This is a genomic window from Streptomyces halobius, from assembly GCF_023277745.1.
GTDB lineage: Bacteria > Actinomycetota > Actinomycetes > Streptomycetales > Streptomycetaceae > Streptomyces > Streptomyces halobius.
The window spans coordinates 7752614-7775881 of the sequence record NZ_CP086322.1; the positions used below are offsets into that span (position 1 = coordinate 7752614).

Genomic DNA, 23268 nt, shown 5'->3' on the forward strand with positions numbered 1-23268 from the left:
CGGCGGGGAGGCGGCCGTACAAGACCGAGCTTTGAGGAGCAGCAGTGAGCAACGGCAGCAACGGCGACGTCCGGCTCTGGGGCGGCCGCTTCGCCGACGGTCCCGCCGAGGCCCTGGCCCGCCTGTCCGCGTCGGTCCACTTCGACTGGCGGCTGGCCCCGTACGACATCGCCGGCTCCCGTGCCCACGCCCGCGTGCTGCACACGGCGGGCCTGCTCACCGAGGACGAGCTGACGCGGCTGACCGCCGGGCTCGACCAGCTCGAACGGGACGTCGCCGACGGCTCGTTCACCGGCACTGTCGCCGACGAGGATGTGCACACCGCACTGGAGCGCGGACTGCTGGAGCGGCTCGGCCCGGACCTCGGCGGCAAGCTGCGGGCCGGCCGGTCCCGTAACGACCAGGTCGCCACGCTCTTCCGGATGTATCTGCGGGACCATGCGCGGATCATCGGCGGGCTGCTCGCCGACCTCCAGGAGGCGCTGGTCGAGCTGGCCGAGGCGCACCCGGACGTCGCCATGCCGGGCCGCACCCACCTCCAGCACGCCCAGCCGGTGCTCTTCGCCCACCATGTGCTGGCCCATGTGCAGTCGCTGTCGCGGGACGCGGAGCGGCTGCGGCAGTGGGACGAGCGGACGGCCGTGTCGCCGTACGGCTCGGGGGCCCTGGCGGGCTCCTCCCTCGGGCTCGACCCGGAGGCGGTCGCGCGGGACCTCGGCTTCGAGCACGGCTCGGCGGGCAATTCCATCGACGGCACGGCCGCGCGGGACTTCGTCGCGGAATTCGCCTTCATCACGGCGATGATCGGGGTCGACCTCTCCCGTATCGCCGAGGAGGTCATCATCTGGAACACGAAGGAGTTCTCCTTCGTGACCCTGCACGACGCCTTCTCCACCGGCTCGTCGATCATGCCGCAGAAGAAGAATCCGGACATCGCGGAGCTGGCGCGGGGCAAGTCGGGGCGGTTGATCGGCAATCTGACGGGACTGCTGGCGACGCTCAAGGCGCTGCCGCTCGCGTACAACCGAGATCTGCAGGAGGACAAGGAGCCGGTCTTCGACTCCTGCGACCAACTGGAGGTCCTGCTGCCGGCGTTCACCGGGATGATGGCCACGCTGACCGTCAACCGGGAGCGCATGGAAGAGCTGGCCCCCGCCGGGTTCTCGCTCGCGACGGACATCGCGGAGTGGCTGGTCAAGCAGGGGGTGCCGTTCCGGGTGGCGCACGAGGTCGCGGGGGAGTGCGTCAAGGAGTGCGAGGCGCACGGCATCGAGCTGGACCAGCTGACGGATGACCAGTTCGCGAAGATCTCGCCGCATCTGACCCCGGAGGTCCGGATGGTCCTCGACGTCCCCGGAGCGCTCGCCTCGCGCAGTGGCCGGGGCGGCACCGCGCCCTCGGCGGTGGCGGTCCAGCTCGCCGAGGTCCGGGCCGACCTGGCGGCGCAGCAGGAATGGGCGTCGGCCAAGAAGTAGTGCGCGGTACGGACGTGCGGCCTCCACCCCGGGCGGGTGGGGGCCGTTTCCGTATGCCCGCGTCGTCCTGTCGCGCTCCCAGATGCCCGCGCCGCCCTGTCGCACTCCCACGATGAGACAATAGTGTCTCATTCGGCTATCCTGTGTCTCATGGCTGTGGACCGTGAACGGGTACTCAAGGAAGCCGCCGCGCTGCTGACCCGCAGGGCGACGACGTCGATGGACGAGATCGCGCGGGCCGCCGGCATCAGCCGCGCGACCCTGCACCGGCACTTCGCGGGACGGGACGCCCTGATCCGGGCCGTGGAGGACCTCGGCATCGAGCAGTTCACGCAGGCGATGGACACCGCCCGGCTCGACGACGGGGACGCCGCCGACGCGCTGCGCCGGCTGATCGCCGAGGCCGAACCGGTCGCCGGTGTGCTGGCGTTCCTCTTCACCGAGAACCAGCTCTTCGAGGGCGGTGAGGTCAACGCCGGCTGGGCCCGGCTGGACGACCGGCTCGCCGCGCTCTTCCGCCGCGGCCAGGAACAGGGCGACTTCCGTATCGACCTCAGCGCCTCCTGGCTCACCGAGGCGTTCTACGGCCTGCTCGGCGCCGGCGCCTGGGCCGTGCACGAAGGGCGGGTCGCCCGCAACGACCTCAACCACTCGATCGCCGAGCTGCTGCTCGGCGGCATCCGTCGGAGCATGGAGAAATGAGCGAGACCAGGGCGTCAGGACGGGCCGGCTCGGCCCATGTGGACGACCAGCCCCGTCCGGGCCGCTGGCTCGCGCTCTCCGTCCTTGTCCTGGCCGTGCTGCTCGTCGGCGTCGACATCACCGTCCTCGGCCTCGCCACGCCCTTTCTGAGCGAGGATCTGCGCCCCTCGGGGACGCAGCTGTTGTGGATCGGTGACATCTACTCCTTCGTCATCGCCGGACTGCTGGTCTCCATGGGCAGCCTCGGCGACCGGATCGGCCGTAAGAAACTGCTGCTGCTCGGCTCCGTCGCGTTCGGCGCGATGTCGGTGCTGTGTGCCTACGCCACCACCCCGGAGATGATGATCGCCGCCCGCGCCCTGCTCGGTGTGGCCGGTGCGACGCTGATGCCGTCCACCCTCGCGCTGATCCGCAACCTCTTCCACGACCCCCAGGAGCGCAGCCTGGCCGTGGGCATCTGGGGCGCGATGGCGTCGGCCGGCACCGCCGTGGGGCCGGTCCTGGGCGGCTTTCTGCTGGGCCACTTCTGGTGGGGTTCGGTCTTTCTGATCAATCTGCCGGTGATGGCGCTGCTGGTGGCCATCGGCGCCAAGGTGATCCCGGAGTCCCGTAATCCGGATCCCGGTCCCTGGGACATCCCCAGCGTGCTGCTGTCCCTGGTGGGCATCGTCGGCGTCATCTACGCCGTCAAGGAGGCGTCGGTACACGGGTTTCGCTGGGACATCGGCCTGGCGGGTGCCGTCGGTGTGCTCACGCTGATCTGGTTCGTCCGCCGTCAGCTGACCCTGGACTCGCCGCTGCTGAACATGAAGCTCTTCCACCACCGGGGCTTCTCGGGGGCGGTGCTGGCCGATCTGCTGACCATCCTGGGCCTGTCCGGGCTGGTCTTCTTTCTCTCCCAGTTCCTCCAGATGGTGCAGCTGCGCTCGTCGCTGAACGCCGGGCTGGTCGAACTCCCGGCCGCGGTCGGCGCGGTGGCGGCGGGCCTGTCCGCCGGGTATGTCGCCCGGCGGCTGTCCGTACGGATCGTGGTGGCGGGCGGCCTCGCGGTGGTCGGGCTCTCGCTGGTCGGCTGTACGACCCTGGCCGCCGAAACCAGTACCGCCGCGCTGACCGTGATTCTCTTCGTCGTCGGTGTCGGCGCCGGTTTCTCGTTCACCGTCACCGCCGACGTCATCCTCTCCAGCGTCCCCAAGGAAGAGGCGGGCGCCGCCTCCGCGGTCGCCGAGACGGCCTACGAACTCGGCGCCGCGCTCGGCATCGCCCTGCTCGGCTCCATCGTCACCGGCATCTACCGCGGGTTCGCGGCACCGCCCGGCGTGTCCGCCGACGCCGCCGACGCCGCTCGCGAATCGCTGGGCGGCGCCTTCGAAACGGCCGCCGGACTCCCCGCCGGCCAGGGCACGGCGCTGATGCAGGCGGCTCAGGACTCCTTCGTCCGCGGGCTGGACGTCGCGTCCGGCGTGGCCGCGGTGATCCTGCTGGGCGCCGCGGTGGCCGCCTGGTTCCTGCTGCGCGGCCAGGAGCTGGAGTACAGCCCGGAGAAGGCGGTGGCCGGGCGCGAGCCGGAGACCGAGTCCAAGGCCGTCTAGCGGAACACGGCCGGGCCCGTAGCGGGACGCCGCCCGGTGCGAACGAGGGACGGCGCGGGGGCGGGTGCCGGGCCCAGGGCGTGTCCTGCCGACCGGGCAGACGCGCACCCGTAATGATCCACAAGTGCGCGACATCGGACGACGCTCCTTCCTCACCGCGGCGGGGGCACTGGCCACCACGAGCGCCATCGGCAGCGACGCCTACGCCACCGGCCACGCCCGCGACGCGGCCACCGCCGACGAGTACGTCGACGTTCAGCTGCTCAGCATCACCGACCTGCACGGCTACCTCCAGGGAGCCCCGGGCGGCAACTCCGTCCTCACCGGGGCGGGCGGGCGGAAGTACACCGTCGGCGGTGTCGCCTATATGGCCGCACACCTGGAACGCCTGCGGGCCGGTCGCCGCAACTCCCTGTTCTTCACCCCCGGAGATCTCTTCTCCGGCTGGGAGTTCGACACCTCCTCCTTCGCCGACGAGCCCACCATCGAGGCGCTCAACGCCATGGGCCTGGACTTCGCCTCGGCCGGCAACCATGAGTTCGACAAGTCGGTGACGTTCCTCACCTCGCACATGGAAAAGGGCATCCCCTTCCCCACCGTCGGCCGCGACGACTCCTTCACCGACTCCACCGGACGCCGCTTCCCCGGCGCCGCCTTCCCCTACTACAGCGCCAACATGGTGTGGCACGACACCGGCAGGACCGTGCTGCCGCCGTACCACATCGCGTACGTGGACGCCGGGGGCGGCCGCACGCTGCCGATCGGCTTCATCCATCTGACGGCCATCGGCACCGAGACCTTCCCCGGCTCCTACCACCCGGGACTGCGGACCCTGGACGAGCTGGAGACCGCCAACCGCTGCGCCGCCGAACTCACCGGGCGCGGCGTCCGCGCGATCGTGCTGAGCATGCATGACGGCGCGGTCGCCGGCGGCGACTTCACCAGCGGCAGCAACCCCTCCGGCCCCGCCTACGACCTGGCGCTGCGCGTCTCCCCGGACATCGACGCCATCGTGACCGGCCACTGGCACCGCGCCTTCACGATGATGCTGCCCGACCCCGACGGCAACCCCCGCCCGTTCGTCGAAGCCGGCTGCTACGGACAGATCGTCAACGAGATCAATCTGCGCCTGGACCCCCGGACCGGCTCCGTCGTCCGCTCGCTGACCACCGCCACCAACCACCCCAACACCCGGGATGTGACACCCCACCCCGGAGTGCGGTCGATCACCGACTACTGGGCGGGCTACAGCGCCCGGCGCGCCCGTACCCCGCTCGCCAAACAGACCGCCTCCTTCACCCGGCGGCGCAACGCCGCCGGCGAGAGCACCATGGGCGACCTCGTGGCCGACTGGGCGCTCTGGGCGGCACGGCAGCCGCACGAGCCGAAGGACGACCACGACGGCACCGTTCCCCGAGCTCTCGACTCCTCCCCCACTCTCAACTTCGTTCGAGCGGGGGGACCCCCATGCGCAGGGGAGACCCCGACCCCCGCGGAGCTCGCCGTCATCGCGGTCGCGCCGCGCGTCGGATCGGCGATCATCGCCGGGGACCTGGTCCGTGACGAGGCGTCAGGCGGCACCGTGACGCTCGGGCAGGCATGGCACGCGGTCGGCTTCGGCGACCCGCTCATGACGGTCACCGTCACCGGCGCACAGATCCACGACGCGCTGGAGGAACAGTGGGCACCGACCCCCGGCGGCGGCCTGGGCTTCGCACCGCTGGCCGTCTCCGCCAACGTCCGCTACAGCTTCGACGCGGCCGGTCCGGTCGGCCGGCGCGTGGCCCCCGCCGACGTGCTCGTCAACGGCACCGCCCTCGACCCGGAACGCCGCTACCGCCTCGCCGCGCCCTCGTACACCCTCATCAACCAGGACGGCTTCAGCGCCTTCACCGGCTTCACCGCACCGGTCCGACACGCCCGCGACTTCGAGAGCTTCGTCACCTTCGTCCGCGCCCGGCAGCGGCTGACGCCCGCACCGCTGGACCGGGTGGCGGTCAAGAACGCGACGGCGCCCGGCGCCCGGATCGGCACCGTCATCGAACGGCAGCAGCTGCTCCAGGCCGACGGCAGCGCCGTACCCCGGCCGGAGGCGGCGCTGCGTACGGCGTCCGCGGGCGGGCCCGAGGGCCAGCGCGTCTTCAACGGCTTCCGGGTGCCGTGCTGAACCCCGGCCATCACTTGCTGAACCCCGGCCATCAATTGAGGAACCCCGATGGCGAGCAACCACCTCCGCGAGAGCGGCGGCGGTCCAGCCGCAAGGAGAGTGCTCAGGCGGCCCGCGCCTTCGTGGCGTACACGTCGACGTACTCCTGGCCGGACAGCCGCATGACGTCGCTCATCACCTCGTCGGTGACGGCCCGCAGGACATAGCGGTCGCGGTCCATGCCCTCGTAACGGGAGAAGTCCAGCGGTTCACCGAAGCGGATCGTCACCGGGGAGATGCGCGGCATGCCCTTGCCGTTCGGCTGCACCTTGTCGGTGCCGATCAACGCGTACGGGACGACGGGAGCGCCGGTCATCAGGGCCAGGCGGGCGACTCCCGTTCGGCCGCGGTAGAGCCGGCCGTCGGGGGAGCGGGTGCCCTCGGGATAGATGCCGAACACCTTGCCCTCTTCCAGGACGCGGCGGCCGGTCATCAGCGCCGCGACGCCGCCGTGCCCGCCGTCGCGGTCGACGGGGATCATGCCGCCGGTGGAGAAGAACCACGCCATGAGGCGGCCCTTGACGCCCTTGCCCGTGACGTACTCGTCCTTGCCGATGTAGAAGACCTGGCGCTTGACGCACAGCACCATGAACAGCGAGTCGATGAAGGTGACGTGGTTGCCGGCCAGGATCACCGGTCCGCTTCCCGGGATGCGCTCCATACCCTCAACCGTCGGGCGGAAAAGGACACGCATGACGAATCTGAGAATCGCCTTCAGCACAATGCGGGACAACGGGCCCTCCGGGTCGTGGCCGGTCAACGTCGAGTGAGCGCAGAACTCTGCAGCCCAGGACCATACTCGCGGGTTACCCCCGCTCGCACATCAGGTTCACGAGGTCGATACGCAGAATTGACACGCGTTATCACCCTGTTCCCTCCCATGCCGCCGCCCTGCCTCCCGGCGGCGACCGTCCATGCATACGATGCGGTCCGTCCCGTTGACAGGTGCGGGACATGGAAAACCTCAGAACGATCAAGGAGCGCGGGAATGCAGAAGCGGCAGCAGCCGGGACGGCGGACGGTGCTGGGGGCCGCGGCCCTCGGCGCGGGAGCGGCGGTGTTCGGCGGCGCCGGCCACGCGAGCGCGAGCCAGACGAGCGCCGTCGGGCGCGGGGCGGCGGGCCGGGGGCTGCCGGTGCCGCTGGTCGTCGGCCACCGTGGCGCCGCCGGTTACCGCCCGGAGCACACCTTCGGCTCCTACCAGCTCGCCCTCGACATGGGCGCGGACATCATCGAGCAGGACCTCGTCCCGACGAAGGACGGGCATCTGGTCTGCCGGCACGAGAACGACATCACCGCGACCACCGATGTCGCCGACCACCCCGAGTTCGCCGGCCGCAAGACCACCAAGACCGTGGACGGCAAGGACCTCACCGGCTGGTTCACCGAGGACTTCACGCTCGCCGAGCTGAAGACGCTGCGCGCCACGGAGCGCATCCCCGACGTCCGGCAGCGCAACACCCTCTACAACGGCCGCTGGCAGATCCCCACCTTCGACGAGGTCCTGCGCTGGGCCGAGCGCGAGGGCGAAAAGCGCGGCCGCCCGGTGTGGCTCTACATCGAGACCAAGCACCCCACCTACTTCCGCAAGCTCGGCCTCGGCCTGGAGGAGCGGCTGGCGAAGGCGCTGCGCGCCCACGGCCGGCACCGGAAGGGCGCCCCGAACTTCCTGCAGTCCTTCGAGCCCAGCAGCATCCAGCGGCTCGGCGAGCTGGGCCTGCGCTGCCCCAAGGTCGTCCTGCTCGACGAGCCGAGCGTCCGGCCCTGGGACTTTGTCGAGGCCGGTGACACGCGCACCACGGCCGATCTGCTCAAGCCCGAGGGCCTGGAGTGGATCGTTGGCTTCGCCGACGGCATCGGTCCCTGGCTGCCGCAGGTCATCGCGCAGGACGAGAGCGGCAAGCTCGGTGAGCCCACCACGCTCGTCCGCGACGCGCACGCCGAGGGGCTGGCCGTTCACCCGTACACCATGCGGAACGAGAACAGCTTCCTGCCGCTCGACTTCCAGGTCGGCAAGGACCCCGACGCCTACGGTGACGTCTTCGGCGCCCTGAAGGCGTACTTCGCCACCGGCATCGACGGCATCTTCTCCGACAACCCGGACACCGCGCTGCTCGCGGCCGCGGACTTCCGCAAGGGCTGACCGGCCGCCGCTCCCGGCTTCCGGCCCCGGGACCGGCCCCGGCCTCCCCGCATGTCCCGCCAGTGCCTCCGAGTTGGGAATGTCACAGGGGAGCTCGGGGCCGGTCCGTACGCGTTGTCCGGAATGTCCGCGTGGGATGTCCGCCGTGGAGATTGCCGCTGTCGATTTCCGGGGACTCCGGAAACACCGAGAGCGAACCGACAAGGGGAGGCATACGCGCATGGGCACCAGCGTGACCATCTCTGCGGCGACCGACCAGGACGCCGAGCAGATCCTCAAACTCCAGTACCTCTGCTACCAGACGGAGGCCGCGCTGTACGACGACTACGGCATCGAGCCGCTCACCCAGACCCTGGACTCCCTGCGGGCGGAACTGGGCGAGGGCTGCGTCGTGGTCGCCAGGCTCGGCGAGGAGGTGGTCGGATCGGTGCGCGGCACCGTCGACGCGGCCGGCACCGGCGAGATAGCCAAGCTCATCGTGCATCCGCGGATGCAGCGGCACGGCCTGGGCGGACGGCTGCTCGACGCGATCGAGGCGCGGCTGGCGGCGGAACGGTCGGCCAAGCGCTACCGCCTGCGCACCGGACACCGCAGCGAGGGCAATCTGCGGCTGTACCGCGGCCACGGTTACGCACCGGTCGGGACGGAGCAGATCACCCGCAGGCTGAGCATGATCACGCTGGAAAAGGCCGCGCTCGAAGAAGACGTGGCCGCCGGGGCGCTCGTCGCGGGGGCGTAGCGGAGCGGGTGGGGCCCTGCTCTTCACGAGCTCGGGGGGTCCACGCACGCGCATGGGCCCTCCCCCGAGCTCGTGAAGAGCAGGGCAACCCGTCCCATGGCCCTCCCCGGTTACGCCGTACGCGACCGGCGCAGCCAGATCAGCCCGGTGACGGGCAGCAGGACCGGGATGAAGAGATAGCCCTTCCCGTAGTCCGACCACACCGTGGCGTCGGGGAAGGCGGACGACTCGACAAGCGTCCAGGTGCCGATGCCCAGCACCCCGAGGAGCTCCAGGGCGCAGCAGACGAACGCGGCGATGCGGGCGCCCTCACCGCCGCGTACCAGCGAGAAGGTGATGAAGCCGTAGACGGCCGCGGAGACCGCCGAGAGGCTGTACGCCAGCGGGGCCAGGTCGAACTGTGCGACGACCTGGAAGGCGGAGCGGGACGCGGCCGCGACGGTGAAGACGGCGTAGAGGGTGACCAGCAGCCGACCGGGGCCGCTGCCCAGGGAACGCTTCGCGGACGCCGCGGTGCCGTCGGCCGCGGTGGCCGCCTCCGGGGTCGCCGAGGGCTCAGGCACTGCCGCCTCCCCAGATGTCGAAGAGCCGCACTTCCAGCACGGCCAGCACCACGGCGCCCGCCGCGACGGTGGCCGAACCCCAGCGGGTGCGCTCCGAGAGCGACATGAACCCGGTCCCGGGGACGCAGACGGCCGCCCCGAGCAGATAGGCCACGAAGATGGCGGTGCCCTGCTCCGGCGACTGCCCGCGCGCCAACCGCACGACCGCGACGACCAGTTGGACGACGGCGAGCAGCGCCACCACGGCCATGCCGATGAAGTGCCAGTCCTTCGTCGGCTCGTCGCGGTAGGCGGCGAAGCCGCACCAGGCGGCGAGGGCGAGCGCGGTGACCGCGACCGCGATCGTCAGCGCGTCGATCATCGTGACCTCCGGGCGGCGGGGCCGCGCGCCGTGGGGTTGTGGAGCATGGGGCGATGCTAATCGGCTTCCGGTGGCCGCCCGCCGTCGGCCCCACCACGGCACATACGCCCGTCGAGCACGTACGCTCGTCAAGCATGAACATCTCCGCTGAAGCGCTCCTCTTCGACAATGACGGCACCCTGGTCTCCTCCATCGCGTCCGTCGACCGCTGCTGGACGCGGTGGGCGAAGGAGTACGGCGTCACCGCGGAGGACTTCGCGCGGATCCAGCTGCACGGCCGCCCGGCGGTCGAGATCGTCGCCGATCTGCTGCCCCCGGACCGGATACCCGAGGCGCTGGCCCGGATCGAGCAGCTGGAGGTCGAGGACGTCGCGGGCGGGGTCGTCGCGCTGCCCGGCACCCACGCGCTGCTGGCGGACCTGCCCGCCGAGCGGTGGGCCGTGGTCACCTCCGCCACCCGACGGTTGGCCGAGGCGCGGCTGGGCGAGGCCGGGGTGCGGCCGAAGCACCTGATATCCGCCGATGACATCAGCCGTGGCAAGCCCGACCCGGAGCCGTTCCTGCTCGCCGCCGCACGGCTCGGTGTCGACCCGGCCCGCTGCGTCGTCTTCGAGGACGCGCCGGCCGGGCTGGCCGCGGGCCGCGCGGCCGGGATGACCACCGTGGCGTTGACCACAACGCACCGCGCCGGTGAGCTCCACGCGGATGTGGTCGTCCCCGATCTGTCGGCGGTGTCCGGGCAGGCCATCGACGGCACGGTGGAGCTCACCGTCGCGGACTGATCCGCCGTCCACGGACCGGTCAGCCCTGTCTGCTATCCGGACGGGTGTGATCGGCCCGTACGCATGTCTGGTTTACTTGCCGCCATGACCACGACGAGCAGCCGCACCCCTGCGACCGAGGCGACCACGACGCCCGGTGCTCGTTGCCTGTGTCGAATGTGTGACCGCTGAGGGCCCCCGCCTGAGCCTCGCGCCCCGAAGCGAGCACCCTCCCCCAAGCTCTGAAGGGGCAGGGGGACCGCCATGCTGCGCCGTACGTCGGTCCCGACGTCCCGACGCCGACGGCCGCCCCGCGTCACCGGAACCCGGAGCCGGGCCCTGCGCCCGCCGCCGCTCCCCGTTCCCCTCTGCCGCACTCGCAAGAATGCCCCGTGCCCGGCGGGCGAGCCGCCGAGCACTCGACAGTGACGGAATTCCCTGTGATCACCACAACGGGCCTGACCAAGGTCTACCGTTCAGGCGACCGCGAAGTCACCGCCCTGGACGGCGTCGATCTGCACGTCCGCGAGGGCGAGGTGTACGGCGTCCTCGGCCAGAGCGGCGCCGGCAAATCCACCTTGATCCGCTGCCTCAACCTCCTGGAGCGCCCCACCTCCGGCACGGTGACCGTGGCCGGCCAGGATCTCACCGCGCTGGCCGGCGACCAGAAACGCGCCAATGCCGCGCTGCGCGCCGCCCGCAGCCATATCGGCATGGTCTTCCAGCACTTCAACCTGCTGTCCTCGCGCACCGTCCAGGACAACGTCGAACTGCCCCTGGAAATCCTCAAGCTCGACCGCTGCGAGCGCGCCCGCAAGGCCCTGGAACTGCTGGACCTGGTCGGCCTCGCCGACAAGGCCAAGGCGTACCCGGCGCAGCTCTCCGGCGGCCAGAAGCAGCGCGTGGGCATCGCCCGCGCGCTGGCCGGCGACCCCAAGGTGCTGCTCTCCGACGAGGCCACCAGCGCCCTGGACCCGGAGACCACCCGTTCCATCCTGCAGTTGCTGCGCGACCTCAACCGCCGGCTGGGCCTGACCATCGTCCTGATCACCCACGAGATGGACGTCGTCAAGACCATCTGCGACTCGGCCGCGCTGATGAAGAACGGCCACGTCGTCGAACAGGGCACCGTCGCCGAACTGCTGGCCACCCCCGGCTCCGAACTGGCACGGGAGCTGTTCCCGGTCGGCGGCGAGCCCTCGGGCGCGGACCGCACCGTCGTCGACATCACCTTCCACGGCGCGGCCGCCACCCGCCCGGTGATCTCCGAGCTGGCGCGTACCTACAACATCGACATCTCGATCCTCGGCGCCGCCATGGACACCGTCGGCGGCAAGCAGATCGGCCGGATGCGGATCGAACTCCCCGGCCGCTTCGAGGAGAACGTGGTGCCCATCGGCTTCCTGCGGGAGCAGGGTCTGCAGGTCGACGTGGCGGACGCGGCAGACGACGAGCCCGACAACGAACCGGCGGTCCCGGCGCCCGCCGCCGCGCCGCTCAAGGAAGGTGCCAAGTGAGCTGGACCGAGATGCGGCCGCTGCTGCTCGACAACACGCTCGACACCCTCTTCATGGTGTGGTGGTCGGCGTTCTACGCCGTCCTCATCGGCATCCCCGTCGGTGTGCTGCTGCATCTGACCGACCGCGGCGCCATGCTGCAGAACGTCGTGGTGAACAAGGTCCTCGGCGCGATCGTGAACATCGGACGGTCCTTCCCGTTCCTGATCCTGATCGTGGTGCTGATCCCCTTCACCCGGCTCGTCGTCGGCGTCTCCATCGGCCCCACCGGCGCCGTCGTCCCGCTCGCCATCGCCGCCATCCCGTTCTTCGCCCGCCTCGTGGAGGCCGCGCTGCGCGAGGTCGACCACGGCCTCGTGGAGGCCGCCCAGGCGATGGGCGGCGGCACGTGGACCATCGTCTTCAAGGTGCTGCTCCCGCAGGCGCTGCCCGCGCTGGTCGCGGCCGTCACCACCACCGTCATCACGCTGATCGGCTACTCCGCGATCGCCGGCGCGGTCGGCGGCGGCGGCCTCGGCAACCTGGCCTACACCTACGGCTACCAGCAGTACGAGACCTCGCTGATGATCACCACCGTGGTCGAGCTGATCGTCCTGGTCACGCTCGTGCAGCTGCTCGGCGACCTCGTCGTCCGCCGGCTGGCCGGCCGCGGCAGCCGCGGCACGTCCGTTCGTCGCGTCTTCGGCGGTTCGCGCCGCGTACGGACCGAGGAGCCGGCGCCCGCCACCAGCGAGGCCGCCTGACCCCCCTGAGCCACACCCGCATCACCCAGGGCCCGGACCCTTTGCCGGGCGTACACCACACACGCGTCAACGAGCCCGTGTGAACAAGAAAGAGGCACTCTTCGTGCGTAACACCGTCAAGATCGCCGTGGCCGTCGCCGCCGCTTCCGCCGTCGCCCTCGGCGCCGGCGCCTGCAGCGCCCCCTCCGACGCCATCGCCAGCGGCGACAAGGGCGACAAGAACGCCCCGCTCGTCGTCGCCGCCAGCCCCACTCCGCACGGCGCCATCCTCGACTTCGTCAAGAACGAGCTGGCGGACAAGGCGGGCCTGAAGCTGGTCGTCAAGCCGTTCAACGACTACAAGATCCCGAACAAGGTCACCGACGACGGCCAGGTCGACGCCAACTTCTTCCAGCACAAGCCGTTCCTCGACACCTTCAACAAGGAGAACGGCACGCACATCGTGCCCGTCGTGAACGTCCTCATCGAGCCGCTCGGCGTCTACTCCAAGAAGCTCGACAGGCTCTCGGACCTCAAGGCCGGCAGCACCGTCTCCGTTCCCAACGACCCCTCCAACGAGGGCCGGGCACTCAAGCTGCTCGCCGACCAGGGCGTGATCACCCTCAAGCCCGGCGTCGGCGCCGACGCCAAGCTGACCGACGTCAAGGACGACAAGGGCGTCAAGCTCACGGAGCTGGAGGCCGCACAGACCGCACCCCGCATCGACGATGTCGACGCCGCGATCATCAACGGCAACTTCGCCATCGGCGCCAAGCTCAAGCCCTCCGAGGACGCCCTGGCCCTGGAGAACGCCAAGGACAACCCCTACGCCAACTTCCTCGCCGTCAAGAAGGGCAACGAGAACGACCCGCGGATCAAGAAGCTCGCCAAGCTCCTGAACTCCGACGAGGTCAAGAAGTTCCTGCAGGACACGTACAAGGACGGCTCGGTCATCCCGGCCTTCGGACCCGCGAAGAGCTGACGGCCGTTCGACGGCCCCCGTGCCGGGGCCCCGGATCCGCGCACCGTGCGGCCGGGGCCCCCGCGCGTGGCGAACCCGCAGGCAGATGCTGCATGCTGGTGCATTCAAGACGGGTCGGACGACCCGCGAACTCACGGAGAAACGGCCCGTGACGTCCCGGAACACCATGGTCAACGGCGTGGGAGCAGCGGCATGACATCCACCTTTCCGGACATCTCCATCAGCACGGACCGGCTGGTGCTGCGCCCCTTCGAAGAGGCCGATGTGCCCGCCCTCACCGAGATGATGACCGACGAACTCGTCACCGCCTGGACCGATCTGCCGCACCCCTACACCACCGCCGACGCCCGCGCCTGGGCCACCGGCAAGGCCGCCGCGGTCCGTACCGAAGGCCGCGGCATCGCCCTGGCCGTCACCGAATTCCTCACCCAGCGCCTGGTCGGCGCCCTCCACGTCGACCACACCGACTGGCGGGTGCTCAGCACCGAGATCGGCTATGTCATCGCCCCCTGGGCCCGCGGCGAGGGCTATGCCGGCGAATCCGTGCTCGCGGTCGCGCACTGGCTCTTCGAGGACCAGAAGTTCGAGCGTATCGAGCTGCGCACCGCCGCCGACAACACCGCCTCCCACCAGGTCGCCCAGAAGATCGGCTGTATCAGCGAAGGCGTGCTGCGCAACGCCTGGATAGCCCGCAGCCCCACGGAAGACGGCGGCTGGACGGACATCCGGACGGATCTGATCGTGTGGAGCCTGCTGCCCGAGGACCTCGACGGGGTCCCCGGCCGCGCGGCGGACGCCAGCGGGTTCGGCTACCCCGAGTGGAACTGAACAGGTCTCTCTCCGGTCTGGACCTCCCGAGGTAGTCTCGGCCTGCGCACCTCCGCGACCAGCGCGGACCCTTGTCACAGCACCGCGGAGCCCCCACTCGCCCGCGTAACCAACAGCAGCCCCAGGAGACTGACGAGCATGGCCGACCGGGTCACGGTGATCGGATGGGACGGCTCGCCGCTGACCGCCGCCGCCCGCTCCGCCCTGGGCGCTGCGACGCTGGTGGCCGGCGCCGCCCACCACCTCGCACGGCCCGAGATCCCGCCGAACGCCGAACGCGTCCGGCTCGGCAGCCTGTCCCTCGCCGCCCGCCGTATCGCCCGGCACCGCGGCTCCGCGGTCGTCCTCGCCGACGGCGACCCCGGCTTCTTCGGCGTCGTACGCACCCTCCGCGCGCCCGAATTCGGCCTGGAAGTGGAAGTGGTCCCCGCCGTCTCGGCCGTCGCGGCCGCTTTCGCACGGGCCGGCATGCCCTGGGACGACGCCCAGATCGTGGTCGCCCACAGCCGCGATCTGCGCCGCGCGGTGAACGTCTGCCGCGCCCACACCAAGGTCGCGGTTCTCACCGCACCCGGCGCCGGCCCCACCGAACTCGCCCTGCTGCTGCGCGGCGTCCACCGCACGTTCGTCATCTGCGAGGAACTGGGTACCGACCGCGAGCAGGTGACAGTCCTCACATCCGACAAGGCCGCCGACCACGTCTGGCGCGACCCCAATGTCGTGATTGTCGTGGGTGGTTCGCCCGCCGGCGCCGCGGCCCAGGGGACCGGCTGGATCGCCGCCCACGAGGTGGGACATCCGACCGGCCCGCGCGGCTGGGGACTTCCGGCCCGCGCCTACGGCGGCGCCCTCGACGAGGGCGAGTCCGTCCAGCTGCGGACGGCCCAACTGGCCCGTATGGGACCGCGAGTGGGCGATCTGGTCTGGGACATCGGCTGCGGCAGCGGCGCCGCCGCCGTGGAGGCGGCGCGGTTCGGCGCCGCGGTCATCGCGGTGGACGCCGATGACGACGCCTGCGGGCGCACCGCCGCGGTCGCCCGTCGCTACGGCGTACAACTCCAGGTCGTGCACGGGCGCGCGCCGCACATCCTGGAAGACCTGCCCGAGCCGGACGTGGTGCGGATCGGCGGCGGGGGAGCGGCGGTCGTTGACGCCTGCGCGGCCCGCCGCCCGGAACGCATCGTGACCCACGCCGCGACCCGCGACGAGGCCGAATCGATCGGCAAAGCGATGGCCGACGGCGGCTACGACGTCGAGTGCGCGCTCCTGCAGTCCGTCGACCTGGACACCTCGGTCTGGGTCGAACGCGAACGTTCCGTCGTCTTTCTGCTCAGCGGCTATCGCGTTCCTCACCCGTGACCGGTACGGCACCCTGCGGAGGGTAGGCTGGCGGATCGTTGCGCCGCCGTTCCGCGTTCGGCTTCGTGCGCCAATATCCGGAAAATGCCGTGGTTTTGGTCGAAAATGAAGCTCTGGAGAGCGGACGTGCCGCGAGGCGCGCTCGCTCGTTCTAGCTATCGGGGCGTCGGCGCGCCCCGGTCGAGCGCGTCGCACGGGCGGTTGGAAGGAGCACTACCAATGGGCGAGGGGTACGCATGACCGACACCGGCCAGGTCCCGGGCGAGGGACAGCCGGAGAACGCAGGCGGACATCCCGGGCAGCCACAGCCGGCGTCCGTTCCCTTCCCTGCCGACGCCGGACCGATGGAACAGCAGGGCTGCGTCCCCGCTCCCGACGCCTACCCCTACCTCGACCCGGCCGACGGTGCCGCCGAGGACGACGATCTGCTGCTGATGCCGGGTGCCCAGGGCGCCTGGAGCGAGCAGCAGGCACAGCAGCCGCTCCCGCAGCCGCACGAGACCCACCAGCAGGCGCCGGCCCAACCGCCGCAGCAGGGCGTACCGGGACAGGGCGTACCGTTCGCCGCCCCGGGCGCCGGTTTCGCGCCGGTGCCCGCGCAGGGCGGCGACCATGAGAGCGGCGGCCGGGACTCCGGTTCGGTCGACCTCAGCGCCGTCCGCATTCCGCAGCCCGCCGCACCGCCGCAGCAGGAACGTCCGCAGAACGCGCCCGAGGCGCCGGCGCCACCGGAGCCCACCCGCCCGACTGCGCCCGAAGCGCTGGCGCAACCAGACCCCACCCGCCCCACCGTGCCCACCCGGCGCCCGCTGCACATGGGCCCGCCCGTCCCGGACCCGACCGGCGGCGTCGTTCGCTCGCTCGCCGACCGCGGGCCTGCGGGCACGCCCCCGCAGAACGCCGCGCGGCACGCCGGACCACAGGTCACCGGCCCCGAGTACTTCGACACCCCCGCCGAGAGCCCGGCACCCGCCCCGGCCGAGCAGCCCGCCGCCGCCCCGCCGGCCGAGCCGCAGACGGCGCCAGGTCGGCAGCCCCACGCCGAGCAGAACTTCGCCGATGTGGCGTACGCCGAGCAGCCGTCCGCGGCCCCGTCGTACGGTGAGCAGCCCTACGGCGGCCAGGTGTACGCCGAGCAGTCCTACGGCGCCGCGGGCCAGGGCCCGCTGCCGGGCCCGCAGCTCGGTGAGATCCCGTCACAGGTCCCGCCGTGGGGCGAGGCGTCCGCGCAGGCGGTGGCGGCCCCGGTGGCGGAGGCGGCCGATCCCGCTGCGGTGGCGCCGCCCGCCGAGGCCGGTGCCGTGGCCGCGCGCGAGGCGGCTCCTGAGGGCGGGGGAGAGGCGGCTCCGGCCGACCGGCCGGTCGCGTCCGACCAGTCGGCTGCCGTCGGCCGCCCGGACGTGTCCGCTGAGCCGGTGTCGTCCGAGCGGCCGCCCGCGTCCGACAACGCGGTCGCGCCTGCCGGGTCCCAGCCGTCGGCCGCCGGGCCCGTGTCGTCGTCCGCCGCGCCGGGCGTCGCGCTGCCCGTCGAGCAGCCGCAGCCGATGCCGGCTCAGGGCGCTCCGGATGCCGGGGCGGTCGCCGCGGACGCCGTCCAGGAAGGGCAGCGGTCCGCGGCCCCGGTGGAGGCGCGGCCTCAGCACCCGCAGGACGTGGTTCCGGACGCGGCGACGGCAGGTCAGGACGTCCAGCCCGCCCCGGAGGCAGCTCACGAGGCCGCGCCGGACGGTGCCGTCCCCGCCCAGCAGCCCGAGGCCGCCGCCGCGGCTGCGCAGCAGCCCGTGGAGCAGAGCCAGGCCGTCGAGGCCGAGGCGGCGGGGCGGCCTGCCGCGGACCGAGCGGCGCTGCCTCAGACGGCGCAGGCCCAGGCTCCCGCGGAAGCGCAGGCGCAGCCGGCCGTCGCCGACCAGGCCCCGCAGGCCGTCGGCGAGGCCGCTCCGTCTGCCGAGCCGACGCAGCCCGCCCAGGCCGAGGCCATGCCCGGGCGGCCCGTGGAGGCCGTCGAAGGACAGCGCCACCCGGCGGCGCGGGGCGGCGCACCGTCCGTTCCCGTGACCGTCCCGGCGGCCACGGCCATCCCGATGCACGCCGCCGCGCCCCAGGGACCCGTCGCGATGCCCCAGGCCGAGGCCGGCGCACCCGAGGCGCAGGCCGTTGTAGAGCAGCCCGAAGCCCTGCTTCAGGAGGCCGGACAGCCGAAGCCCGGTGCGCCCGTGGACCCCGCCGTGCAGCAGACCGGCGAGGTCCCGGCCCCGGAGGCCACGGCCCAGGGCCCGGTCGCCCCCGGCGAGCAGCAGCCCGTACCGTCCTCCGGCAACGTCGGCGAGGCGAACCATCCGGCCGGCCCGACCGACGCGGTACCCGAGGCACCCCAGGGCGCCGCACCCGGGGCCGCCGAGCCGACTGCCGCACCCCAGCCGGTGCCCGCCCCGGCCGCCAACGCCGAGCAGCCCCGTGCGGACGCCCCCTCCCCCCAGCCCCCGTCCGTCGGGCCCGACGGCGGCCAGGCCGCCGAAGGCGAGCAGCCCCAGGCCGGGCCCCCGGCCGACGGCGCTCCCGCCGAGGCGGCGCCCCATCAGGAGGGCGCAGAACTCGTCCAGCTCGGAGAGGGCCACGAAGACGAGGGCCGCGGAGACGAGATCCACGAAGCCGACGGCCAGTCGGCCGAGGGCCAGGAAACCGCAGGCCAGGAGCACCATCAGCCCCAGGCCACGGACCAGCACGGGCCGGAACACGCGCCCCGGCAGGACGGCGCCGACGCCTCCGAGACGGCAGCGCCTTCCGATGTGGCCGGCACCCCCGTTGCTGCTGCACACCAGGACCAGGACCAGGACGGCCCGGCGGCGGACAACCCCCCGGACGCCGACGGAGCCCCGGCCCAGCCCCCGGCCGCCGGATACGACGACTCCGAGCGCGCCGCCGTGCACCGTGTGATCCGCGAACGCCGCGACATCCGCAACGGTTTCCGCGCCGATCCGATCCCCAACGACGTGCTGCTGCGTGTCCTGGAGGCAGCGCACACCGCCCCCAGCGTCGGCCACTCCCAGCCCTGGGACTTCGTCGTGATCCGCTCGGCCGAGACCCGCGAGAAGATGCACCAGCTCGCCATGCAGCAGCGCGAGGCGTACGCCAAATCGCTGCCCAAAGCGCGGGCCAAGCAGTTCCGCGAGCTGAAGATCGAGGCGATCCTCGAAACGCCGGTGAACATCGTCGTCACCGCCGACTCCACCCGTGGCGGACGGCACACCCTCGGCCGCCACACCCAGCCGCAGATGGCCCCGTACTCCTCCGCGCTGGCGGTCGAGAACCTCTGGCTCGCCGCGCGCGCCGAGGGCCTGGGCGTCGGCTGGGTCAGCTTCTTCGACGAGCGGGAGATGGTCCGCGAACTGGGCCTGCCCGAGCACCTTGAGGTCGTCGCCTATCTCTGTCTCGGTTACGTCGACGAGTTCCCGGACGAGCCCGAGCTGCTGCAGGCCGGCTGGTCCAAGCGCCGCCCGCTGTCCTGGGTCGTCCACGAGGAGACGTACGGCCGCCGCGCGCTGCCCGGCGAGGACCCGCACGACCTGCTCCAGGAGACCCTCCACGGCATCCGCCCGCTGGACGCCAAGGCACTCGGTGAGGCATGGGAGCGCCAGAAACGGATGACCAAGCCCGCCGGGGCGCTGGGCATGCTGGAGATCATCTCCGCGCAGCTGTCCGGGCTGTCCCGTAAGTGCCCGCCGCCCATCCCGGAGCCGGCCGCCGTCGCGATCTTCGCCGGCGACCACGGTGTGCACGCCCAGGGCGTCACCCCCTGGCCCCAGGAGGTCACCGGACAGATGGTCGCCAACTTCCTGGGCGGCGGCGCGGTCTGCAACGCCTTCGCCAACCAGGTCGGCGCCGAGGTCTGCGTCGTCGACGTCGGCGTGGCGGGCGACCTCCCGGCCACCCCGGGACTGCTGCCGCGCAAGATCCGCCCCGGGACCGATGACTTCACCGCGGGCCCGGCGATGACCCAAGAGGACGTGCTGAAGGCCGTCGAGGTCGGCATCGAGACCGCCCGCGACCTGGTCGCGGCCGGCAACAAGGTGCTGCTCACCGGCGAGATGGGCATCGCCAACACCACCACCTCGGCCGCCCTGATCGCCGTCTACACCGGCGCCGACCCGACCGAGGTCACCGGCCGCGGCACCGGCATCAACGACGAGACGCACGCTCGCAAGGTCGATGTCGTCCGCCGCGCCCTGGAACTCCACCAGCCCGACCCGGCCGACCCCGTCGGGGTGCTCGCCGCGGTCGGCGGACTGGAGCACGCGGCCCTCGTCGGCCTGATCCTCGGCGGCGCCTCGCTGCGTACCCCGGTCATCCTCGACGGCGTCAGCCCCGGCGCCGCCGCCCTGGTGGCCCGCGCCATCGCCCCCGAGGCGCTGGCCGCCTGCATCGCCGGCCACCGCAGCGCGGAGCCCGGCCATGTCGCGGCGCTGACCAAGCTGGGCCTGCGCCCGCTCGTCGATCTCGATCTGCGCCTCGGCGAAGGCACCGGCGCGCTGCTCGCGCTCCCCGTGGTGCAGAGCGCCGCCCGCGCCATGCACGAGGTCGCCACCTTCGACTCCGCCGGAGTGACGGAGAAGAGCTGACCGGGGACGGCGGCAGCGGGCCGTCCCCGATGACCCCCGGCCCGCAGCCCCATAGGCTGTGGGCCGGGGCCATAACCTCTCACCAGGGGGCCCGGTGCCTCGCCGGGGGTTCCCGGGGCGTACCACCGCTCACCAGCCGCTCCAGCGCCGCAGCGGCCGATCTCGCACCACCCGCACAAGGAGCCGTACCGCCATGGCTGAGCACGTCGCCGAACACGCCGCCTACCCCGTCGGACTGCGGCTGTCCGGCCGCCGCGTGGTCGTTCTCGGGGCGGGCCAGGTCGCCCAGCGCCGGCTGCCCGCGCTCATCGCCGCCGGCGCCGACGTCCTGCTGATCTCCCCGTCCGCCACCCCCTCCGTCGAGGCGATGGCCGACACCGGCGAGATCCGCTGGGAGCGCCGCCGCTACCGGCCGGGCGATCTCGACGGCGCGTGGTACGCACTGATCTCCACCGACGACCCGGAGGCCAACGCCGTCGCCTCCCAGGAGGCCGAGGACCGCCGGGTGTGGTGCGTACGGTCCGACGACGCCGAGGCGGCCACCGCCTGGACCCCGGCCACCGGCCACAGCGAGGGCGTCACCGTCGCGGTGCTCACCGGCCGCGACCCGCGCCGTTCCGCCGCCGTCCGCGACGCCATCGTCGAGGGCCTGCGGGACGGCAGCATCGCGGCCCCGCACCACCGCACCAGGGCCCAGGGCGTGGCCCTCGTGGGCGGCGGCCCCGGCGACCCGGACCTGATCACCGTCCGCGGCCGCCGCCTCCTCGCCGAGGCCGACGTCGTCATCGCCGACCGCCTGGGCCCCCGCGATCTCCTCGCCGAACTTCCTCCCCACGTCGAGGTGATCGACGCCGCGAAGATCCCCTACGGCCGCTTCATGGCGCAGGAGGCCATCAACAACGCGCTGATCGAGCACGCCAAGGCCGGCAAGGCCGTGGTGCGCCTCAAGGGCGGCGACCCGTTCGTGTTCGGCCGTGGCATGGAAGAGGCCCAGGCGCTCGCCGAGGCCGGTATCCCCTGCACCATCGTGCCCGGCATCTCCAGCACCATCTCCGTCCCCGGTGCCGCCGGCATTCCCGTCACCCACCGCGGCGTCGCCCATGAGTTCACCGTGGTCAGCGGCCATGTCGCCCCCGACGACGAGCGCTCGCTGGTCGACTGGCCGTCGCTCGCCAAGCTGCGCGGCACCCTCGTCGTCCTGATGGGCGTCGAGAACAGCGCCGCCATCGCCGCCAAGCTCATCGAGCACGGCCGCCCCGCCGACACCCCCGCCGCTGTAGTCCAGGAAGGCACCACCGCGACCCAGCGCCGCGTCGACGCCACCCTCGCGACCCTCGGTGAGGCCGTACGGGCCGAGGGCGTCCGTCCCCCGGCGGTCATCGTCATCGGCGACGTCGTCGGGGTCGCGGCCGCCGCCACCGACCGTACCGACAGGTGACCACCCGCCTACGCGGCATGGGAACCTCGACACCGACAAGGCACTATCTCCCCGTGGCAGACATCATCACCGTCGATGACCCGGACGACCCGCGCCTGCGCGACTACACCGGCCTCACCGACGTCGAACTGCGGCGCCGCCGCGAGCCCGCCGAAGGGCTCTTCATCGCCGAGGGCGAGAAGGTCATCCGGCGCGCCCGGCACGCCGGCTACGAGATGCGCTCCATGCTGCTCTCGGCCAAGTGGATCGACGTCATGCGCGATGTCATCGACGAGGTCCCGGCACCGGTCTACGCGGTCAGCCCGGACCTCGCCGAGCGGGTGACGGGCTACCACGTCCACCGCGGTGCCCTGGCCTCCATGCAGCGCAAACCGCTCCCGCACCCCACCGAACTGCTCGGCACCGCCCGCCGCATCGTCGTCATGGAAGCGGTCAACGACCACACCGACATCGGGGCGATGTTGCCTTTGGGTCTCCAAAGGAGTGCAGGTCAGCGCGTCGCCATCTTCGAGGACATCGTTGATCACGCGAATCTGGGGGCTGCCTTCCGCAACGCAGCCGCTCTGGGGGTGGACGCTGTTTTCCTCACGCCACGCTGCGCTGACCCCCTTTACCGGCGGGCCGTGAAGGTGTCGATGGGCGCTGTCTTCCACGTTCCCTGGACCCGGCTGACCTCTTGGCCGAAGGACATCGAGCTGTTCCGTCAGCACGGCTTCGTGACGGCTGCCCTGTGCCTCGGTGAGAAGTCGATCACGATTGACGAACTGTCCGCCCGCCGGTACGAGAAGCTGGCCCTGATGCTCGGCACCGAAGGCGACGGGCTGTCGGTCGACGCCCTACGCGCGGCCGATGAATGGGTCCGGATCCCGATGGCCGCAGGAGTGGACTCCCTCAACGTCGCCGCAGCCTCCGCCGTGGCCTTCTACGCGACGAGGCTCAGGTGAGCCCCGACACCCGATCGGCACGGCGGGTGGCTGCCGCCCGCCGCACTGCGCCTGGTGGCCGAGCGGTCTGCCCGGGGCGCTCGGACCCGCCGCCTCGCCACCGAGGTGGGTGCTCCCGGCGAGGATGCCGATGGCCACAGGAGTGGCCATCGCGATCGTGCCCTCGACGGCGCCCGAGAGGTGCAGTGGGGTCTTCTTCACCGTAAACAGATCTGCCACGGATGTCGCCGCCACGGGCGGCCGCGGCCATGTTCAGCGCGGCGACGACCAGTTCGGCACCGTGGCGGGCGCTGCGACCGCCGGCCGCCGCCATCGTGCAC

Annotated in this window: 18 protein-coding genes; 15 read left to right on the forward strand and 3 right to left on the reverse strand. The window is 72.1% G+C overall.

Going from position 1 to position 23268, the window contains the following annotated elements; genetic code table 11:
- Nucleotides 1-44: 44 nt before the first annotated feature.
- From argH to K9S39_RS35140, 4 genes are all read left to right on the forward strand, one after another.
- Nucleotides 45-1475 (forward strand): argininosuccinate lyase, encoded by a 1431-nt coding sequence (gene argH, locus K9S39_RS35125; protein WP_248867350.1) that lies wholly within the window; start codon nt 45-47, stop codon nt 1473-1475.
- A gap of 150 nt (nt 1476-1625) precedes the next feature.
- The gene (locus K9S39_RS35130) at nt 1626-2177 is read left to right on the forward strand and encodes a TetR/AcrR family transcriptional regulator (RefSeq protein WP_248867352.1); all 552 of its coding nucleotides are present in this window, start codon (nt 1626-1628) and stop codon (nt 2175-2177) included.
- On the forward strand, nt 2174-3769 hold the full coding sequence (locus tag K9S39_RS35135; RefSeq protein ID WP_248867353.1) for an MFS transporter: 1596 nt from the start codon (nt 2174-2176) through the stop codon (nt 3767-3769). Before K9S39_RS35130 ends, K9S39_RS35135 begins: the two co-directional genes overlap by 4 nt.
- 124 nt (nt 3770-3893) lie before the next feature.
- Nucleotides 3894-5936 carry a bifunctional metallophosphatase/5'-nucleotidase gene (locus tag K9S39_RS35140; protein WP_248867355.1) on the forward strand — a complete coding sequence of 681 codons (2043 nt, stop codon included), beginning with the start codon at nt 3894-3896 and terminating at the stop codon, nt 5934-5936.
- A 103-nt stretch (nt 5937-6039) separates the two neighbouring features.
- On the opposite strand, the gene K9S39_RS35145 is transcribed toward K9S39_RS35140, so the two are convergent.
- Nucleotides 6040-6708, reverse strand: coding sequence for a lysophospholipid acyltransferase family protein (locus K9S39_RS35145; protein WP_248867356.1), 669 nt, complete (start codon nt 6706-6708; stop codon nt 6040-6042).
- Nucleotides 6709-6963: 255 nt separating this feature from the next.
- Between K9S39_RS35145 and K9S39_RS35150 the strand changes: the two genes are divergently transcribed.
- On the forward strand, nt 6964-8118 hold the full coding sequence (locus tag K9S39_RS35150) for a glycerophosphodiester phosphodiesterase (protein ID WP_248867358.1): 1155 nt from the start codon (nt 6964-6966) through the stop codon (nt 8116-8118).
- A gap of 220 nt (nt 8119-8338) precedes the next feature.
- Nucleotides 8339-8857: a GNAT family N-acetyltransferase gene (locus K9S39_RS35155; RefSeq protein WP_248867359.1), complete on the forward strand. Its 519-nt coding sequence runs from the start codon at nt 8339-8341 to the stop codon at nt 8855-8857.
- Between the two features lie 110 nt (nt 8858-8967).
- On the opposite strand, the gene K9S39_RS35160 is transcribed toward K9S39_RS35155, so the two are convergent.
- Together K9S39_RS35160 and K9S39_RS35165 are read right to left on the reverse strand one after the other, a co-directional pair.
- A complete protein-coding gene (locus tag K9S39_RS35160; RefSeq protein WP_248867360.1) occupies nt 8968-9420 on the reverse strand; it encodes a hypothetical protein in 453 nt (150 codons plus the stop codon).
- Entirely contained in the window at nt 9413-9781 is a 369-nt protein-coding gene (locus K9S39_RS35165; protein WP_248867361.1) for a hypothetical protein, read from the reverse strand. The genes K9S39_RS35160 and K9S39_RS35165 overlap by 8 nt, the downstream gene beginning before the upstream one ends.
- Before the next feature lie 134 nt (nt 9782-9915).
- Here K9S39_RS35165 and K9S39_RS35170 point away from each other — a divergent pair, with 134 nt between their 5' ends.
- The 9 genes from K9S39_RS35170 to K9S39_RS35210 all read left to right on the forward strand — a co-directional run bounded on the left by K9S39_RS35170 (nt 9916) and on the right by K9S39_RS35210 (nt 22948).
- Entirely contained in the window at nt 9916-10563 is a 648-nt protein-coding gene (locus K9S39_RS35170; protein ID WP_248867363.1) for an HAD-IA family hydrolase, read from the forward strand.
- A gap of 419 nt (nt 10564-10982) precedes the next feature.
- The gene (locus K9S39_RS35175; protein WP_248867364.1) at nt 10983-12059 is read left to right on the forward strand and encodes a methionine ABC transporter ATP-binding protein; all 1077 of its coding nucleotides are present in this window, start codon (nt 10983-10985) and stop codon (nt 12057-12059) included.
- On the forward strand, nt 12056-12802 hold the full coding sequence (locus K9S39_RS35180; RefSeq protein WP_248867366.1) for a methionine ABC transporter permease: 747 nt from the start codon (nt 12056-12058) through the stop codon (nt 12800-12802). Before K9S39_RS35175 ends, K9S39_RS35180 begins: the two co-directional genes overlap by 4 nt.
- Nucleotides 12803-12881: 79 nt before the next feature.
- Nucleotides 12882-13763 (forward strand): MetQ/NlpA family ABC transporter substrate-binding protein, encoded by an 882-nt coding sequence (locus K9S39_RS35185; protein WP_248867367.1) that lies wholly within the window; start codon nt 12882-12884, stop codon nt 13761-13763.
- Nucleotides 13764-13955: 192 nt separating this feature from the next.
- Nucleotides 13956-14591: a GNAT family N-acetyltransferase gene (locus K9S39_RS35190; RefSeq protein ID WP_248867368.1), complete on the forward strand. Its 636-nt coding sequence runs from the start codon at nt 13956-13958 to the stop codon at nt 14589-14591.
- Between the two features lie 138 nt (nt 14592-14729).
- Entirely contained in the window at nt 14730-15950 is a 1221-nt protein-coding gene (cbiE, locus tag K9S39_RS35195; protein ID WP_248867370.1) for a precorrin-6y C5,15-methyltransferase (decarboxylating) subunit CbiE, read from the forward strand.
- Between the two features lie 236 nt (nt 15951-16186).
- Nucleotides 16187-20566 carry a nicotinate-nucleotide--dimethylbenzimidazole phosphoribosyltransferase gene (gene cobT, locus K9S39_RS35200; protein WP_248867371.1) on the forward strand — a complete coding sequence of 1460 codons (4380 nt, stop codon included), beginning with the start codon at nt 16187-16189 and terminating at the stop codon, nt 20564-20566.
- Between the two features lie 193 nt (nt 20567-20759).
- Nucleotides 20760-22004 carry a uroporphyrinogen-III C-methyltransferase gene (gene cobA, locus K9S39_RS35205; RefSeq protein WP_248867372.1) on the forward strand — a complete coding sequence of 415 codons (1245 nt, stop codon included), beginning with the start codon at nt 20760-20762 and terminating at the stop codon, nt 22002-22004.
- Nucleotides 22005-22057: 53 nt separating this feature from the next.
- A complete protein-coding gene (locus K9S39_RS35210) occupies nt 22058-22948 on the forward strand; it encodes a TrmH family RNA methyltransferase (RefSeq protein ID WP_248867374.1) in 891 nt (296 codons plus the stop codon).
- Nucleotides 22949-23268 lie beyond the last annotated feature (320 nt).